The sequence below is a fragment of the Streptacidiphilus sp. P02-A3a genome (assembly GCF_014084105.1).
Taxonomy (GTDB): domain Bacteria; phylum Actinomycetota; class Actinomycetes; order Streptomycetales; family Streptomycetaceae; genus Streptacidiphilus.
Map to the genome: position 1 here is coordinate 63848 of NZ_CP048289.1, position 17224 is coordinate 81071.

17 protein-coding genes and 1 riboswitch are annotated in these 17224 nt (G+C 70.2%); of the genes, 12 read left to right on the top strand and 5 right to left on the bottom strand.

The annotated features are described in order from the left end of the window. Positions 1 to 14 precede the first annotated feature (14 nt). From GXP74_RS00290 to GXP74_RS00300, 3 genes are all read left to right on the top strand, one after another. Positions 15 to 434 (top strand): MerR family transcriptional regulator, encoded by a 420-nt coding sequence (locus GXP74_RS00290; RefSeq protein WP_182449404.1) that lies wholly within the window; start codon positions 15 to 17, stop codon positions 432 to 434. A gap of 33 nt (positions 435 to 467) precedes the next feature. Next, on the top strand, positions 468 to 815 hold the full coding sequence (gene trxA / locus GXP74_RS00295) for a thioredoxin (RefSeq protein WP_225447622.1): 348 nt from the start codon (positions 468 to 470) through the stop codon (positions 813 to 815). A 405-nt stretch (positions 816 to 1220) separates the two neighbouring features. Beyond that, entirely contained in the window at positions 1221 to 2669 is a 1449-nt protein-coding gene (locus GXP74_RS00300) for a globin domain-containing protein (RefSeq protein WP_182449405.1), read from the top strand. Between the two features lie 31 nt (positions 2670 to 2700). On the opposite strand, the gene GXP74_RS00305 is transcribed toward GXP74_RS00300, so the two are convergent. After that, positions 2701 to 3216 carry an NUDIX domain-containing protein gene (locus tag GXP74_RS00305; protein WP_182449406.1) on the bottom strand — a complete coding sequence of 172 codons (516 nt, stop codon included), beginning with the start codon at positions 3214 to 3216 and terminating at the stop codon, positions 2701 to 2703. Positions 3217 to 3328: 112 nt separating this feature from the next. Then, the gene (locus tag GXP74_RS00310; protein WP_182449407.1) at positions 3329 to 3706 is read right to left on the bottom strand and encodes a phage holin family protein; all 378 of its coding nucleotides are present in this window, start codon (positions 3704 to 3706) and stop codon (positions 3329 to 3331) included. A gap of 127 nt (positions 3707 to 3833) precedes the next feature. On the opposite strand from GXP74_RS00310, the gene GXP74_RS00315 reads away from it, so the two are divergent. The 3 genes from GXP74_RS00315 to GXP74_RS00325 all read left to right on the top strand — a co-directional run bounded on the left by GXP74_RS00315 (position 3834) and on the right by GXP74_RS00325 (position 5199). Next, entirely contained in the window at positions 3834 to 4151 is a 318-nt protein-coding gene (locus tag GXP74_RS00315; protein ID WP_182449408.1) for a cupin domain-containing protein, read from the top strand. A gap of 6 nt (positions 4152 to 4157) precedes the next feature. After that, positions 4158 to 4850, top strand: a complete 693-nt coding sequence (gene tenA, locus GXP74_RS00320) for a thiaminase II (RefSeq protein WP_182449409.1) — start codon at positions 4158 to 4160, stop codon at positions 4848 to 4850. A gap of 139 nt (positions 4851 to 4989) precedes the next feature. Next, positions 4990 to 5199: a DUF5326 family protein gene (locus tag GXP74_RS00325; RefSeq protein WP_225447623.1), complete on the top strand. Its 210-nt coding sequence runs from the start codon at positions 4990 to 4992 to the stop codon at positions 5197 to 5199. A gap of 88 nt (positions 5200 to 5287) precedes the next feature. Here GXP74_RS00325 and GXP74_RS00330 read toward each other — a convergent pair whose 3' ends face one another. The 3 genes from GXP74_RS00330 to GXP74_RS00340 all read right to left on the bottom strand — a co-directional run bounded on the left by GXP74_RS00330 (position 5288) and on the right by GXP74_RS00340 (position 8267). Then, positions 5288 to 6805 carry a flotillin family protein gene (locus GXP74_RS00330; protein ID WP_182449410.1) on the bottom strand — a complete coding sequence of 506 codons (1518 nt, stop codon included), beginning with the start codon at positions 6803 to 6805 and terminating at the stop codon, positions 5288 to 5290. Positions 6806 to 7028: 223 nt separating this feature from the next. After that, positions 7029 to 7229, bottom strand: a complete 201-nt coding sequence (locus GXP74_RS00335) for a hypothetical protein (RefSeq protein WP_182449411.1) — start codon at positions 7227 to 7229, stop codon at positions 7029 to 7031. Positions 7230 to 7298: 69 nt separating this feature from the next. After that, positions 7299 to 8267 (bottom strand): zinc-binding alcohol dehydrogenase family protein, encoded by a 969-nt coding sequence (locus GXP74_RS00340; protein ID WP_182449412.1) that lies wholly within the window; start codon positions 8265 to 8267, stop codon positions 7299 to 7301. Between the two features lie 101 nt (positions 8268 to 8368). Between GXP74_RS00340 and GXP74_RS00345 the strand changes: the two genes are divergently transcribed. The 6 genes from GXP74_RS00345 (at position 8369) to GXP74_RS00370 (ending at position 17220) form a co-directional block, all read left to right on the top strand. Beyond that, the gene (locus tag GXP74_RS00345; RefSeq protein ID WP_182449413.1) at positions 8369 to 8833 is read left to right on the top strand and encodes a MarR family winged helix-turn-helix transcriptional regulator; all 465 of its coding nucleotides are present in this window, start codon (positions 8369 to 8371) and stop codon (positions 8831 to 8833) included. Positions 8834 to 8917: 84 nt separating this feature from the next. Further along, a riboswitch (TPP riboswitch) is annotated at positions 8918 to 9055 on the top strand. Further along, complete coding sequence (gene thiC / locus GXP74_RS00350) at positions 9049 to 10845, top strand: phosphomethylpyrimidine synthase ThiC (RefSeq protein WP_182449414.1); 1797 nt, start codon at positions 9049 to 9051, stop codon at positions 10843 to 10845. It overlaps the preceding riboswitch by 7 nt. Before the next feature lie 970 nt (positions 10846 to 11815). Further along, the gene (locus GXP74_RS00355) at positions 11816 to 13159 is read left to right on the top strand and encodes a KGGVGR-motif variant AAA ATPase (protein ID WP_225447624.1); all 1344 of its coding nucleotides are present in this window, start codon (positions 11816 to 11818) and stop codon (positions 13157 to 13159) included. Further along, positions 13156 to 14616, top strand: a complete 1461-nt coding sequence (locus tag GXP74_RS00360) for a hypothetical protein (protein ID WP_225447625.1) — start codon at positions 13156 to 13158, stop codon at positions 14614 to 14616. Before GXP74_RS00355 ends, GXP74_RS00360 begins: the two co-directional genes overlap by 4 nt. Before the next feature lie 309 nt (positions 14617 to 14925). Next, complete coding sequence (locus GXP74_RS00365; protein ID WP_182449416.1) at positions 14926 to 15993, top strand: RNA ligase (ATP); 1068 nt, start codon at positions 14926 to 14928, stop codon at positions 15991 to 15993. A gap of 183 nt (positions 15994 to 16176) precedes the next feature. Continuing rightward, complete coding sequence (locus GXP74_RS00370; protein ID WP_182449417.1) at positions 16177 to 17220, top strand: aspartate-semialdehyde dehydrogenase; 1044 nt, start codon at positions 16177 to 16179, stop codon at positions 17218 to 17220. The last annotated feature ends 4 nt before the right edge of the window (positions 17221 to 17224 follow it).

A 17224-nucleotide genomic window follows, 5' to 3' on the forward strand; every position in this document is an offset into this window, starting at 1 on the left:
GGAGGGAGACCGGGATGCGCATCGGCGAACTCGCGGAGCGGGCGGGCACCACGACCCGCACGTTGCGGTACTACGAATCGCGGGGACTGCTGTCCGCGCGCCGGGACGGCAACGGCTACCGCGCCTACGACGAGGCGGATCTGGCGCTGCTGCGGCAGATCCGGCTGCTCCAGGACTTCGGTTTCGACCTGGAGGAGACCCGGCCTTTCGTCGACTGCCTGCGGGCGGGCCACCCCTCGGGGGACTCCTGCCCGGCCTCGCTGGAGGTCTACCGGCGCAAGCTCGACGAGCTAGACGCCTGCATCGAACGGTTGCGGGCGGTGCGGTCGCAGGTCGGCGCGCAGTTGCTGCGGGCCCGGATCGAGGCCTCGGCCGAACGGCCGGAGCAGCCGGTGTGCGAGCTGACCCGGGCCGGCGAAGCCCGGGACGACTGACGACGACGCAACGCTGACAGGACGGAGTGGGACATGGCCCGGATCGAGGGCGTGCTCGCGGTGACCGATGAGAGCTTCGCGGCCGAGGTGCTGGCCGCCGAGGGGCCGGTACTGGTGGATTTCACGGCGGACTGGTGCCCGCCGTGCCGCATGATCGGGCCGGTGCTGGCCGAGGTCGCGCGGGAGCAGCGGGGACGGCTGAAGGTGGTCACCCTGGACGTGGACGTCAACCCGGGCACGCAGGCCGCCTACGGGGTGCTGTCGATGCCGACGCTGATCCTGTTCGAGGGCGGCGAGCCGGTGAAGTCGCTGGTGGGGGCTCGGCCGAAGCGGCGGCTGCTCCAGGAGCTGGCCGACCGGGTGGAGTTCGCGGCGGGGTGAGGTGTGAGGTGTGAGGGAGCTGGGTGCACCCGGTGGCGGGGGTGTGTGCGGATCGCGCACGGTAGCGCGTTCGCCGGGTGTGCGCCCTGCTCTTCGTCTTATTAGTCCGATTGGCTGGGTCCGCGTGTCACGCTGCTGGGCGTGAGGAGCACTGTGTGCTGATACGACGGGAGACGACGCCGAAACGTGTCTATCGGAAGCGCTCTCAACCGACAGGGCCGATCACCTGGTCGGCAGCAGCCAGCGGGGCCGTCGGAGCCCGAGCCCGAGCCCGGCGCTGAGCCGGGACCGGTCGCGGAGACCCTGACCGCACCGGCGGGCGAACCCGGGCCGGTTCCGGCCACGGACCGGAGCCCGGCACCGGCCGCCGATCCGGGACCGCCGCCGGTGCTGGTGGTGCCGCCGATGCCGGACCATCTGCCGCTGCCGCCGCGCCAGGTCTACACCCCGATGATCACCGACGCGCCCGGGCTGAACTGGGTCGGCCCGGGTGACGCCTGGACCCGCGCCTGGGCCCAGCAGCCGCCGCAGGGGTCGGCGACCGCCGGGTCCGCCGCCGCCCCGGTGGTCCCGGCCGACCCGGCCTCGACCGGGTCCGGCACCGGGGTCGGCACCGGGGTCGGCACCGGGTCCGGCGGCGGGTCCGGGCAGCCGTTCCGGCCGCTGCCGCCGCTGCTCAGCCCGGAGACCGCGCTGGCGGTGATCCCGCTGGCGGCCCGGGCCAGGAACGCCGAGCCCGACCGGGAGCTGGTCCGGCGCAGCCTGGCGGCGGTCGAAGCCGTCGCCGACCGGGCGGTGGCGCACTTCTACGCGGTGCTGTTCGTCGGCAACCCGGAGCTGCGCTCGCTGTTCCCGGCGTCGATGGACCTCCAGCGGGACCGGCTGTTCCGCGCCCTGCTCGCGGCGGCCCGGGTCGCCGACGACCCGGCCGCGCTGGCCCAGCTGGTCGAGCCGCTGGCCCGGGGGCACCGGAAGTACGGGGTGCGGAACGAGCACTACGCCCCGGTGGGCGCGGCGCTGATCGCGGCGCTGGCGCGCTTCGGCGGCGGCGCCTGGGACCGGCACACCGAGGCGGCCTGGGCCCGGACGTACGCCGCCGTCTCGCAGCTGATGATCGCCGTCGCCGAGCGCGACGCCGTGGTGTCGCCGCCCTGGTGGCAGGGCGAGGTGGTCGCGGTGGAGCCGCTGACCGGGGAGGTCGGCCAGGTCACCGTGCGCACCGACCACCCGTACCCGTACCGGGCCGGGCAGTACGCCACGCTGGAGGTGCCGCTGTGGCCGCGGGTCTGGCGGCCGTACTCGCTGGCCGCCGCGCCGCGCCCGGACGGGCTGCTGACCTTCCAGGTGAAGGCGGTACCGGCGGGCTGGGTCAGCAACGCCCTGGTCCGCCGGACCGGCCCGGGGGACGTGCTGCGGCTGGGCCCGCCCGCCGGGCAGATGGTGCTGCGCCCCGGGAGCACCACCCCGCTGCTGCTGGTCGGCGGCGGCACCGGGATCGCGCCGATCCTGGCGCTGCTGCAGGAGCTGGCCGAACGGCCGCGGTCGCAGCGGCCGAAGGTGGAGCTCTTCTACGGCGCGCGCCGGGCCTCCGAGCTGTACGCCCTGGGCGCGCTGACCGAGCTGGCGAAACGTCACTCCTGGCTGCACGTCCGGACCACGGTACTGGAGGGTCGGCACCGGGGACTGTCCGGTCCGCTGCCGGACGTGGTGGCCGGCCTCGGGCCCTGGGACGAGTACGAGGCCTACCTCAGCGGCCCGCCGGCGATGGTGCGGCGCGGTGTCCGGGCGCTGTACGCGGCCGGGGTCGCCGAGGAGCGGATCCGGCACGACCTGGGGACGGACGGCCCGGCCTGAGGCGGAACCCTTCGGCCCGGGGCGGAACCCGTCAGCGGCCCAGGTCCTCGGCCAGCAGTGCGCGGATCCCCTCGATGTTGCTCGCCAGGTAGGCCCGCAGCGACGGCGGCACCACGTTGACCGAGGTCACGCCCTCGCGGGTGAACGGCAGCCGGACCACCTCGTACTCGCCGTTCGGCTCGTCCACCTCGGGTCCGTGGCGCTGCGACAGGTCCATCGACTCCAGTCGGCAGACGAAGAAGTGCTGGACCTTGACCCCGTGCGGGTGCGCCGGGTCGCCGTTGTCGTGGTGGGTGTAGGAGACCGTGTCGACGAAGGCCGGGACCAGGGCGGTGGCCTTGCCGCCGAGCTCCTCGGCGAGCTCCCGGTGCAGTCCGTCGACGACGGTCGGGTCGGTCGGCTCGACCCCGCCGCCGGGAGTGATCCAGTACGGCAGGTGGTCCGGCTTGGTCCGCTTGATCAGGATGATCTCGGTGCCGTCCGCCGTGGCGTCGAGCAGGATGGCGCGTGCGGTGCGCTTGACCACAGGGCGGTCGGCGGGACCCATGGGCTTCCTCCGTGCATGATGCTTGCAGGGAGTGTGCCGCATGGGGCCACCGGTGAAACTCGTACACCGGAGCGACGGGTGCGACCGGCGCCGGGGCGGTCGGTCCGGACGGTCAGTCCTTGCCGTCGAAGGCCAGGTGCAGCGCCCAGGCCACGATGCTGATGATCAGCGAGCCGATCAGGGCCGGCATGAAGCCGCTGACGTGGAAGTCGAGGTTGAGTTTTCCGGACGCCCAGGAGGTCAGCCAGAGCATCAGGGCGTTGATCACGAAGGTGATCAGTCCCAGGGTCAGCAGGAACAGCGGCAGCGAGAACAGCTTGACGATGGGCTTGATGGCGAAGTTCACCACCCCGAAGATGAGCGCCACCAGGACCACGGTGATGGCCTTGCGCTGCCAGTCCCCCGCGGTGAGCGCGATGCCGTTGACGAACACGGCGGCGACCCAGATGGCCACCGCGTTGATCAGGGTCTTCCCGACGAAACGAAGCATGTCGCGATCGTCGCAGGCCACCGGGGTCCGGCGGAAGTATCCACGGGCCCTGGACGGCCCCTTGTTACCGGGCTGATTCACAGGGCCTGGTTCAATACGGGAAACCGACCACAGGGAGTGGAGTCCGATGCAGGTATTCCGGCTGGACGACCTGGACGCAGAGCGTGCCGCGAACCAGGGTGCGTATCTGCGCTTCCTCAACGAGCGCAACATGTCCGTCGGCCTCTACGCGCTGGACCAGGGGACGCAGGACCCGCAGCAGCCGCACGCCCAGGACGAGGTGTACCTGGTGGTCAGCGGCCGGGCGTCGATCACCGTAGGCGAGGAGACCACCACCGTCGGTCGCGGCAGTGTGGTCTACGTCCCGGCGGGGGTGGCCCACCGCTTCCACCACATCAGCGAGGACCTGCGGGTCCTGGTGGTCTTCTCGCCCCCGGAGCGCTGACCGGCGATGACCACCAGCTTCAGCGACCAGCTCTGGGCGGCGGGCGACGCGGTCCACCGCGAGATCCTGGTCCACCCCTTCCTGCGCGGCCTCACCGACGGCAGCCTGCCGCGCGCCGCCTTCCGCCACTTCGTCGTCCAGGACTCGCACTACCTGCGCGACTACGCCCGGGCGCTCGCGGTCTGCGCCGCCAAGGCCCCCACCGAGGAGGACGTCCGCGCCTTCGCCAACGACGCGGTGGGCGCGCTGGCGGCCGAGCAGGAGATGCACGCCGACTTCATGGCGGAGCTCGGCCCGGCCCCGGCGGCGCCGGGGGGCGCGTCGAAGGACGCCGACGGCGTGCTGCCGACGACCCGCGCCTACACCAGCTACCTGCTGGCCACCGTCTACTCCGGCTCCTTCGCCGAGGGGTTGGCGGCGGTGCTGCCGTGCTACTGGATCTACGCCCGGGTCGGCGCGGAACTGCTGGCCAAGTCCTCCCCCGACCCGCTGTACGCGCGCTGGATCGCCAGCTACGCGGACGAGGAGTTCCAGTCCGTCGTCCGCCGGGTGCTGCGGCTGGCCGACCGCCTCGGCGAGGAGCTGTCCGAGGCCGAACGGCGGCGCGCGGCGGAGCACTTCGCGGTGACCGCCCGCTACGAGTGGATGTTCTGGGACGCCGCCTGGCGCGGCGAGACCTGGCCGGTCCCAGCCAGTTGATCAGGGTCTTATCCGGGGTATCTCAGGGGCGTTACCCCTCTGCACGCCCAGGTGACGGCCGTACGATCGAGGCATCAGGAAAAAGCGGGCCCGGTGGCCCCGAGGCCCCGGGAGACCCCCGTGGGGGAGGACGGACATCATGACTGAGATCTGGAAGTCGCTGCCCGGGTGGGTTCGCCACATCGTGGTTCCCATCATCGTGCTGATCGCCGCCTGGACCGTGATCTCGGCGGTCCTCGGCGCGGTCTTCGGCCTGGTGGGATTCCTGGTCAGCTGGGTGTTCAAGATCCTGGTGATCGTCGCGCTGGGCGCGGTGGTCGTGATCCTGGTGAAGAAGGCCTCGCGCTAGGGCCGCGACCGGCCCAGGCAGAACGCGGAGCGCCCGTACCCGGTGAGGGGTACGGGCGCTCCTCAGTCGCACCGGAGCGTCAGCGGGCTCAGTGGTCGGAGCCCTCGGCCTGCACCGGGATCTGCTGCACCCGCGGCCCGGAGCCGTTCGGCGAGCCCGGCAGGGCCGGTTCGGCCTGGTCGGACTTCATCTGGTTCAGCAGCTGCCTGGCCAGGCCGAGACCGGTGCCGCCCATGGTCAGCGCCTTGGCGAACATCTCGCCCATGCCCTCGGCGCCGTTGAGCAGCACCATGTGCTCGACGTTGCCGAAGGCCGAAGCGCCGGCCCGGACGATCTCCGGCCAGTTCTCGGCCAGCTGCTGGGCCACCACGGCTTCCTGGTTCTCCGCCAGGGCCGCCGCGCGGGCCTTGATCGCCTCGGCCTCGGCCAGACCGAGCGCCCGCGCCGCCGCGGCCTCGGCCAGACCCCGGGCCTCCACCGACTCGGCCTCGGCCAGACCGCGCGCCCTGGCGGCGGCCGCTTCGGCCTCACCGGTGGCGCGCATCTCCCCGGAGGCGGCCTGGGCGTGCGCCTTGGTCGCCTCGGCGGCGGCCAGCGCCGCGATCTTCACCCGGTTCGCCTCGGCCACGGCCCGCAGTTCGGTCTCCTGCGCCTGGGCCTGCGCGGCCGAGATCCGGGCGTCACGCTCGGCCTCGGCGACCGTGCGGGTCTGGTAGGCGGCGGCGTCGGCGGGCTTGCGGACGTCGATCTGCAGCTGCTGCTCGCGGCGCTGGGCCTCCAACTCGGCGACCCGGGTCTCCTGGACCACGACCTCCTGCCGGGCGGCGGCCTCGGCCAGCGGACCGGCCTGCCGGGCCTCGGCGGTGGCCTTCTCCATCTCGGCCCGGTAGCCGGACTGCAGGATCTCGCTGTTACGGGTGGACTCGGCCTTGCGGGCGGCTGCCTCCTGCTCGGCCTGGGTGGCCGCCCGGTCCGCCTCGGCCTGCGCGATCCGCGCGTCCCGGTGGACGGCCGCGGCGTGCGGCGCGGCCAGGTTCTTGATGTAGCCGGTCGGGTCGAGGATCTCCTGGATCTGCAGCGAGTCGATGATCAGACCCAGCTTCTCCATCTCCGAGCCGGAGGCCAGCCGGGTCTCCCCGGTCAGCCGCTCGCGGTCGCGGATCATGTCCTCGACCGTCAGGCTGCCGACGATGGACCGGAGGTGACCGGCGAACACGTTGTGGACCCGGCTGCCCATCATCTTCTGCTGGTCCAGGAAGCGGCGCGCGGCGTTGGCGATCGACGCGTGGTCGTCGCCCACCTTGAAGATCACCACGCCCTTGACCCGCACCGGGATGCCCTGGCTGGTCACGCACTCGACGTCCAGGTCGGCCTCGTTGAGGTCCAGCGACAGCTTGCGGACCACCTGCAGGCCCGGGGTGACCAGGGTGCCGCGGCCGGTGACGATGCGGAAGCCCAGGCCCTCCTCGACCCCCGCGGTCTTGTGCTTGGAGCCGGAGATGACGAGCGCTTCGTTGGGCTCGGCCACCCGCCACATCAACTTGAACAGCACGATCAGAATGATCAGGACGACGACGACCGCGCCCGCGATTACGCCGATGAACATCGGCACATTCCCCCTTCGCTGCCGCCCGGCCCGTGGCTGCGCGTCTGTGCAGGATTGCGCGGGCTACGAGGCGGCCGAACGGAAGTGTGCACCCGCTACCTGCCGCGGTGATAGGCGGGGTGGCACATTGATGCAGACTCAGGACGGAACCGGGACCAGAACCGGATGAACCCGGTCATCCCACCGCGGCGCCGACCCGGTCACCGACCCGGTCGGCGGCCCCTCAGCCCACCAGCGCGACCACGTAGACGGTGCGCGGCGGCTGGTACTCCTCCACGACCACGATCGAGCCCCGGGCGATCCGCTCCCCCGGCACCGCCGGGTAGGCCAGGAACGCCTCCGTCCCGCCGCGCACCGGGACCAGTACCTCGCCCACCAGGCCCGGCCCCACCGTCCCGGTGACCCGCCCCACGCTGCCGACCATTCCGGCCCCCCTCTGTCGCCCCGCGCTGGAACCCGGCGCTGGAACCCCGGTCCGGCTCGGAGCGTACCCTCACCCGTGCGACGGGGTCAGCACGATCCGCTGGCCGGGGGCGGTGCGGGTGCCCCAGGCCCGTTCGACCTCGGCGAGGGGCAGCACGAGGGGGTTCACCGCCAGCGCCCCGGAGGTGATCTCCGCGGCCAGGGCCGGGAGTTCGGCGAGGATGTCGGCGGTACCGAGGGAGCCCTGGCCGCTGCCCATGAGCCGCAGGTCGGCCCCGCGCAGCAGGGCGGACGGCAGGGTGAGCTCGGCTCCGGCCATGGAGCCGATCTGGATCCAGGCCAGTGCCCTGGTGCGCTCGGCCCGGGCGGTGAGCAGGGCCGGCATGGCGTGTTCGGCGGCCGGGCCCCACAGGTAGTCGATGACCACGTCCACGTCGGCCGCGGCGCGGCCCAGCCGGTCGGCGACCTGCTCCGGCTCGCCCAGCAGCGAGACCGTCCGGTCCGCGCCCAGGTCGGCCAGCAGGCCCAGCCGCTCCGGGTCGCGCCCGGCGGCCACCACGGTCCCGGCGCCCAGCAGTTTCGCGATCCGCACCGCGAGCTGACCGGCGTTGCCGGTCGCGCCCAGCACCAGTGCGCCCGCGCCGGGCCGGAGCGCGACCCGGCGGCGCAGCGCGACCCAGGAGGACATGGCCGGGTTCATCGCGGCGGCCACCGCGACCGGGTCGGTGCCGGTCGGCAGGGTGACGGCGCGGCGGCGGTCGACCACGGCCCGCTCGGCCATGGTGCCGGGGACGCCGTCCGGGGCGACGAAGTAGAGCAGTTCCCGCCGCGGGCCGAGGCCGACCGCGTCGATGCCGGGGACCAGCGGCAGTACGCCGTCGGAGGTGTAGTGGCTGCCGTCGGCCCCGGAGCGCACCCGTGGGTGCAGCCCTGCGGCCAGCACGTCCACCAGGATCTCGTGCTCGCCCCGCGGTTGCGGCGGGTCGATGGCCTCGAAGCGGGGCGGGGCGTCGAAGGAGCGGACGACGGCGGCGTGCATGGCTGGCCTCCTGGGCTGGGCAGGGCATATGGTTTGTGGCACGTACTACTTCGACGGTAGTTTGTGCCACGTACTAGGTCAAGCGGAAGAGGCGGCCGACGATGACCCCCAGCCCCACCCCGGACCCGGCGGTCGACCCGCCGGAGACCACCGTGGACGCGTTGGTCCAGCTGTCGTTCCTGGTCCAGGGCGTGCTGGCGGGCGTCGCGGCCGAGTACGACCTCTCGCTGATCCAGGTCCGGCTGCTGGGGATCCTGCGCGACCGCCGCCCCGGCATGCTCGAACTCGCCCGGTACCTGGGGCTGGACAAGTCCTCCACGACCGGGCTGGTCAGCCGCGCGGAGAAGCGCGGCCTGGTCCAGCGGCTGCCGTCGCCGCACGACGGCCGCGCCGTGCTGGTCGGCCTCACCCCGCTCGGGCGGCGGCTCGCCGAACAGGGGACGGCCGAGGCGGAGCGGCAGATCACCGCGCTGACGGCGGTGCTGACCCCCGACGAGCAGCACCGGATCCGCGCCCTGACCGGCCGACTGCTGCGGGCCGCGGCGACCGCGGGCGGCGCCCGGTGACCCCCGGAGCGGCGCCGACGGGTTCCGCCGCGGGCGGACGGTCTGGTCAACCAGGCCTGGCGCTGGGTACGGTGTGGACATCTCATTTGCAGACGCGGGAGCTCGGAGCACCGGGCTGAGAGGGCGCTGACCGCCGTACACCCATGTACGGCAGCTGCTTGCGCCGACCGCAGGAACCTGACCGGGTAATGCCGGCGTAGGGAGCAGCTGGTCTCATGACCGAGCACGAAGCACAGCCACGGCAGCGTGCTGCCTCCAGCACCACCACCGGGTACCCCACCCCCGCCTGGCACAAGGCCTACCGCCAGGGATCCCGCCCGGACCTGCGGGTCCCCTACCGGGAGGTGCTGCTCAGCAACGGCCGCACCGTCCCGCTGTACGACACCTCCGGCCCGTACACCGACCCCGGGTACGCCGCCGACGTCCGCCGCGGACTGCCCGCGCTGCGCGCGGACTGGATCACCGGCCGCGGTGACGTCGAGGAGTACCAGGGCCGTGCGGCCCGTCCCGAGGACGACGGCCGGCGGCACGACCCGCCGGGCGGCCTGGGCAACCTCGACGCGGTCTTCCCCGGTGGCCCGCGCCGCCCGCGGCGGGCGGCCGGAGCCGCGGCGGTCACCCAACTCGCCTACGCCCGGCGGGGGACGGTCACCGAGGAGATGGAGTTCGCGGCCATCAGGGAGGGGCTGGACGCCGAGCTCGTCCGCGCCGAGATCGCGGCCGGACGGGCGGTGCTGCCGGTCAACGTGAACCACCCGGAGGCCGAGCCGATGCTGATCGGCAGCCGCTTCCTGGTGAAGATCAACGCCAACATCGGCAACTCGGCGGTGACCTCCTCCATCGAGGAGGAGGTGGAGAAGATGTCCTGGGCGACCCGCTGGGGCGCCGACACCGTGATGGACCTGTCCACCGGCCGCAACATCCACACCACCCGGGAGTGGATCCTGCGCAACTCCCCGGTGCCGATCGGCACGGTGCCGCTCTACCAGGCCCTGGAGAAGGTCGAAGGACGGGCCGAGGAGCTCTCCTGGGAGGTCTACCGGGACACCGTCATCGAGCAGTGCGAGCAGGGCGTCGACTACATGACCGTGCACGCGGGCGTGCTGCTGCGGCATGTCCCGCTGACCGCGCGCCGCCGCACCGGGATCGTCTCGCGCGGCGGCTCGATCATGGCGGCCTGGTGCCTGGCGCACCATCAGGAGAACTTCCTCTACAGCAACTTCGAGGAGCTGTGCGACATCCTGGCCGGGTACGACGTCACCTACTCGCTGGGTGACGGGCTGCGCCCGGGGTCGATCTCCGACGCCAACGACGAGGCGCAGCTGGCGGAGCTGCGGACGCTGGGCGAGCTGGGGCGGATCGCCCGGGCCCGGGACGTGCAGGTGATGATCGAGGGTCCGGGCCACGTCCCGATGCACCGGATCCGCGAGAACATGGACCTCCAGCGGGAGATCTGCGACGAGGCCCCGTTCTACACGCTCGGCCCGCTGACCACGGACGTCGCCCCCGGCTACGACCACATCACCTCGGGCATCGGCGCGGCGATGATCGCCTGGTGGGGGACGGCGATGCTCTGCTACGTCACCCCCAAGGAGCACCTGGGGCTGCCGGACCGCGACGACGTCAAGACCGGCGTGATCACCTACAAGATCGCGGCCCACGCCGCGGACCTGGCCAAGGGCCACCCGGGCGCCCAGGCCTGGGACGACGCCCTGTCCGACGCCCGGTTCGAGTTCCGCTGGGAGGACCAGTTCAACCTGGCCCTCGACCCGGAGACGGCCCGCGACTTCCACGACGAGACCCTCCCGGCGGAACCGGCCAAGACCGCGCACTTCTGTTCGATGTGCGGTCCGAAGTTCTGCTCGATGAAGATCTCGCACGGGATCCGCGAGGAGTTCGGCCCGGACCTCGGGCTGGCCGAGGACCCGGTGGCGGCGGGCATGCGCGCCAAGTCCGAGGAGTTCCTGGCCTCCGGCAGCCGCGTCTACCTCCCCCTCACCCCAGCCGACTGACCCCACCGACCACCGCGCCGGCCCCGGAGCCACAGGGGAGCCCCGGGCCCGGCGCGGTGGCCACCGCCGACTCGGGTTCCCGAGAACCCGAGTCCTGAATTGTGCGGGTACAACAGAGGGCTGCGGCGCGCGGGTCGGGGCCGCGCGGCTGGCGGTAGTCTCGCCCTGTGATGTCGTCTAGGAGCCGGAGCGGGGCCTTGACAGGGGTGAATACCTCCTGCGCCCTAACCTTCGGCCGAACCCATTGAGCAGCGGTTCGGAACATCGTGAGCCTTGGCTTCCAACAGGACGAGGTCGCCTGGAAGCTCAACTCCTCGGGAACGAGAGCCAGTGGCCAACCGTGAACGAGCTCGTTGAGCGAAGGACAACGGTCAGGAGAAGACCAAGGCGGCGTGTCGATCAGTCGCGGGCCTCGTCGTATCGACGGGGGAGAAGGAGTCGACATGTGATCCGAGAGCCGAGGCTAGGATGATCAGGTGACTGTTCCCGCTCCTGCCGCCCTAGCGCCGGTCCAGTTCTGGGATGCTGCCAAGCGCCACTACGCCGATGCTGTCCATCTCAACACCGAGGGACGCCTCGGATCGGCGGACCACCTGGCTGGGTTCGCTGCTGAGTGTGCGATCAAGGCAATCCTCATCGGCTTCCTCGGATCCCAACTCAACTCAAAGGGAATACCCTTCAGCCCGGTTCTGAAGATCTCCGGACAGGGGCACCAGCATGGACACTTGCCCCCGCTCTGGTCCCAGCTTGCCAGTGTTGTCCACGGACAGGCGACTCGGGGAACGGTCGTGGGCCCAAGATTTATCGCCTTGATTTCCCAGGGGAATCCATTCGGGCGCTGGCACGTCTCTGATCGCTACTCTGATGCTTCCACCGTTACTGCTGGGCGGGTCACCAGACACCTCACAGCTGCGTACGACCTCTGCAGTGCTTACCAGCTAGCCCAACTGACCGGAACGGGCACATTGGCATGATGCAGGCCATCCGATTTGATGATGCCTGGCAGGCGGCCCTGCGCCTTGCGCAGACGCAGGCCGATGCTGGATTCGATGTCGTCCTGGTGCGCGACTTGTTGGGGCGCGCGACGTTGCTGATCGACGACCGATCAGCTTCCTTCGATGCTTCGTCAGTCGACTGGGAACGGCTTCGCGAGGCGTTCGACAACGCTACCGGACCGTTTGCCGGACTTGAACCAGTACAGGCCGCTACCGGCCTTTTCGCGCCGGATTCCGTTATGAACTCAGCTGATCTGGCCGTCCTCCAGAAGCGTGACGGAAGTCACGGTCAATTGGCCCTGCTGGACCGTGCTGTCATCGGCATCGACTGGCTGCGCCCCGCTGTGGCGGAATCATCCGAAATAGAGCGTCGAGTGACGCTCTATGGATTCAAGGGCGGAGTTGGACGATCTACCGCAACGGCTGTCCTGGCCCGCTACTTGGCAGAGACCGGGCGCTGCGTCCTCGTGGTGGATCTGGACCTGGAGTCCCCCGGAGTGTCAGCGCTTCTCGAGGATCCAGCGCAATTGCCGAACCATGGTGTGCTTGACCACCTCGTAGAGGCTGGCGTCGGAAATGAGAGCGGCCTGGATCTGGTCTGCCGCAGCTCGGCATTGTCAGTCAAGGGCAACGGTGAGGTCTGGTTGGCTCCTGCTGGTGGCCGTCCTCGACCTGGATACGAATACCTATCAAAACTGAATCGCATCTACACGGACTTGCCGCCTGCTCTCCCAGGTGGCGAAGGGCGGCCGTTCGCCCGTCGCCTGGAGGCGGCTGTGGCAGCGTGCGAGGGGCAGGTCGCAGAACGCAGCCGCCGACCGGATGTGGTCCTGTTGGACAGTCGGGCAGGAATGCATGATGTCGCTGCTGCAGCGATCACACAGCTTGCGGGACTGGCACTGCTCTTCGTCGTAGATAATCCGCATACGTGGGCTGGCTACGAGATGCTGTTCGAGCAGTGGGAGCGTATTCCGGTCCGAGCGCGAGCGCTGCGTGAGCGACTGAAGATGGTTGCTGCCATGCTTCCGCAGGCCGATGCGGATGAGCGGTTGGCACGGCTCCGCGATCGGGCGCAGGAACTATTTGCGCGAATCTACGACGACGAACAGGGGGCGGATCCAGCGGCATTTAATCCGGCGCCGGATGATGAGGATGCACCGCATTCGCCGATCCCGATCCTCTTCAGTACAGATCTGATTGGGCTCGATGCTGGGAGGACTCGTGACTGGTTGGATCTCCAGCTTATTCAGGCCGCTTATTCCACGTTTCTTTCCCAGGTGGAGCGGCTGGTACCGCCATTCCGAGAGGACGCTTCATGACCCCTGAATTCAATGGTGGTGAAATGAGCGCCGGGGCATATCGTGAGCTCCTCACCACGGCCCCAGGGAATGCTTTTGACGCAGATTCAGACGCCCCAGATCTTCGGCGGCTCTACACGCCGGACAGCCATCGTCTGGCACTGGATCCAGATGTCACAGTTGTCCGCGGGGGTCGGGGCTCCGGTAAAACCGTGTGGTTCAAGGTGCTCAGTGATGATCGATTGCGGGTAATCGCGGCCGAAGCGTACAAGTTGCCACGGCTGAACGGTGTAGTCACAGCCAACGGATTTGGCACCGCGCTCGGCCCAGAATCCTATCCAGGGCCAGCTACCATCCGCAAGATTCTCGATTCCGATGTTGACCCGGCAGAAATTTGGACTGCTGTCGTCCTGGTTGCGCTCAACGTCGAGCAGATCTTGACGATCAAGGGCTGGGAGCACAGGGTGGCCTGGGCGCGCAACAATCCCGAGGCCTACGAGGTGGCACTCTGGGAAGCGGACCAGAAAGCCGGTGCAGAGCGCGTCATCCAGCTACTGCTCTTCGATGGTCTTGATCACCTGCACAGCGATCGCGGAATTGCAGACCAGATGGTTTCCGGGCTACTTAAAACTGCCCTCGGGCTTCGTCTGGCGACCCAGAATATTCGCGCCAAGGTATTTATTCGCCCTGACATGTATGAGAGTGCATCGCGCAACTTTGCAGATGCCTCCAAGCTGGGCGCTAATGCGGCGGATCTCACCTGGTCAACAGAGAACCTCTATGGTCTGCTCTTTCATCAGCTCGGCAATGGCGAAGGGGAGGCGGCGGCCGCATTCCGACAGGTTTCTGGGTCCTGGCGCGCGGGTCAGAACGGGCGGTTCGTGCCGCCGGTTGACGTGGTCGCCGACTCGCAGCGGCAGGAGGAAATCTTCGTCGGTATGGCAGGCTGGTACATGGGGGCCAATCATCGAAAGGGCTATACGTACACGTGGTTGCCCAACCACCTTCAGGATGGAAATTGGCAGGTAAGCCCCAGGAGCTTCCTTCGGGCCGTCTCGAAGGCTGCAGAGGTAACGCGGGACAGCTTTGCCAGCTATGAGCTGGCGCTCCATTATGATGCAATTCGTCAAGGGGTTCAGGCGGCCTCACAGGTTCGGGTCGACGAAATCAGGGAAGATATCCGTTGGGCAGCTATTGCCGGTGAGATGCTCTCGGGTCAGCAAGTACCGATCGATGCCGGAACCGTTGTGGCCTGCTGGAGGGAGGGCGACTTGGTGGGTAAACTTGAAGCTCTTCACCCAGATGGATCGGTGGGCAGCGGGCCCAAAAATATGGCGGACCACAAAGGTCTCATTGACCAGTTGGTCGAGCTGGGTGTGATGACTTGGCGTACTACGGGGAAACTTGATCTCCCGGACGTCTACCGGATCGCGTTCGACATCGGCCGTAAGGGCGGAGTCCGTCGTCCAACCCGATGATCCATAGGCGGTGCGCTCGCGGCAGGGGAAGGACCAGGGACGACGAAGCTCGGCAGCGTGGCTGATCTGACGGCCGCATCACTCCCAGGACTTCACCCAGGCACAGGTCGCTGCCGAGATGGGTGCCACCCAGGGGCGGCCTGCCTGCACGCCATTGGAGGCGAGTTGAGGGTAACGGCCACGGTGGGGAAGTTGTCGGTGCGGCTGTGGGTGGACCTGGTGGTCGGGTCGGGGTCGGCGGGAAATCGGGTGACGGGGCTGGGGGTGGTTGGGCACCATCGGGGGGTTGCCTCATGACTGGAGACGCTGATGTCCACGCTGCGGGTCACCGCCGAGCCGTTGGTCGTGCTGGAGCACGCCGGTGCCGACGCGCTGGAGTTGGCGCAGGTCGGGCTGTATCGCGCGGTGGTCGCCAAGGGGCACTACCGGACCGGGGAGTTCGCCGTCTACATCCCGGAACAGGCGGTACTGCCCCCGGAGTTGATCGAGGAGCTGGGGCTGGTCGGGCGGTTGGCCGGCAGTGCCCGGAACCGGGTCAGGGCGGTGCGGCTGCGGGGTGAGCTGTCGCAGGGGATCGTCTGCCGACCGCGGGCGGTGACCGCGGATCTGGCCGGCGCGCACGCCGAGGGCGTGGACTTCGCCGGACTGCTGGGGATCACCAAGTGGGTACCGCCGGTGCCGGTGTCGATGTCGGGGATGGCCGAGTCGGCCCCGGAGCTGATGCCCTGGATCGACATCGAGAATCTGAAGCGGTACCCGGACGTCTTCGCGCCGGGCGAGCCGGTCGTGGTCTCCGAGAAGATCCACGGCTCGGCCTGCCTCTTCAGCTACCTGGTCGACGGCGGCCGGGCGCTGGTCTCCTCCAAGGGCTTCGGCTCGCGCGGCCAGGCGCTGCGGGAGGAGGAGCGCAACCTGTACTGGCGCGCGGCGCGGGCCTTCGACCTGCCGGGGGTGGCCGCGCGGCTGGCGGCGGACCTCGGCGCGAGCCGGATCGGGATCTTCGGCGAGGTGTTCGGGGCCGGGGTGCAGGACCTGCGCTACGGGGCGGCGGCGGGCACCGCCGGGGCGCCCGGCTACGCGGTCTTCGACGTCTCGGCGGAGATCGGCGGGCAGTCGGTGTGGCTGGACGCGGCCCGGCTGCTCGACGGACTGCTGCCGCTGGTGCCCCGGCTGTGGACCGGTCCGTTCGACGTCGACACGGTACTGGCGCTCGCCCAGGGCACGGAGACGGTGTCCGGACAGGGGCTGCACCTGCGCGAGGGCGTGGTGGTCCGACCGGTGGTGGAGCGGTACAGCGCGGAGCTGGGCGGACGGGCGATCGCCAAGGTGGTCAGCGACGCCTATCTGACCCGCAAGGGCGGCACCGAGTACGAGTGAGCGGGTGTACCGGTCCGGTTTCGGTTTCGGTGGGGGATCCGGCGGTGGGCCGGTGGCGGGGTCCGCAGGATTTCCCGGGGGGATCGGCGCCGGGCGCAGGTCTTCCCGGGACGGCCCCGGGCAGGTGGTCCGGCCAGCGGATATCCAGGTGGGCACGGTGGCGGGGGCGCTTACCCTGGGGACATGAAGATTGGAATTGTGGGTGCCACTGGCCAGGTCGGTGGCGTTGTGCGTCGGATCCTCGTCGAGCGGGACTTCCCGGTGACGGAGCTGCGGCTGTTCGCCTCGGCCCGCTCCGCCGGGCTGGAACTGCCGTGGAAGGACGGGACGGTCGTCGTCGAGGACGCCGACACCGCCGACTACAGCGGTCTCGACATCGTCATCTTCTCGGCCGGTAAGACGGCCTCGCTCGCGCTCGCCCCGAAGGTCGCCGCCGCCGGGGCCGTGGTGATCGACAACTCCTCGGGCTGGCGCTCGCACCCGGAGGTGCCGCTGGTCGTCTCCGAGGTGAACCCGCACGCCGCCGCGAACCGCCCGCTCGGCATCATCGCCAACCCGAACTGCACCACCATGGCGATCATGCCCGCGCTGCGCCCGCTGCACGACGAGGCCGGACTGGTGGCGCTGGTCGCGGCGACCTACCAGGCGGTGTCCGGCAGTGGTCTCAACGGTGTCGCCGAGCTCCAGGGCCAGGTGGACGCGGTCGCCGCCGGGGCCAGCGCGCTCACCCACGACGGCTCGGCGGTGACGTTCCCGGAGCCCAAGCAGTACGTCCGCCCGATCGCGTTCAACGTGCTGCCGCTGGCCGGGTCCATCGTCGACGACGGCCTGAACGAGACCGACGAGGAGCAGAAGCTCCGCAACGAGAGCCGGAAGATCCTGGAGATCCCGGACCTCAAGGTCTCCGGCACCTGTGTCCGGGTGCCGGTGTTCACCGGTCACTCGGTGCAGGTCAACGCCCGCTTCGCGAACCCGATCAGCCCGGAGCGGGCCCGCGAGCTGCTGGCCGCGGCGCCCGGCGTGGAGCTCTCGGAGATCCCGACCCCGCTCCAGGCCGCCGGTCGCGACCCGGCGTACGTGGGCCGGATCCGCGCGGACGAGACGGTGGACAACGGGCTCGCGCTGTTCGTCTCCAACGACAACCTGCGCAAGGGCGCCGCGCTGAACGCGGTGCAGATCGCCGAGCTGGTCGCGGCCGAGCTGCTGGACGCCGTTCCGGCGACGTAGCGGC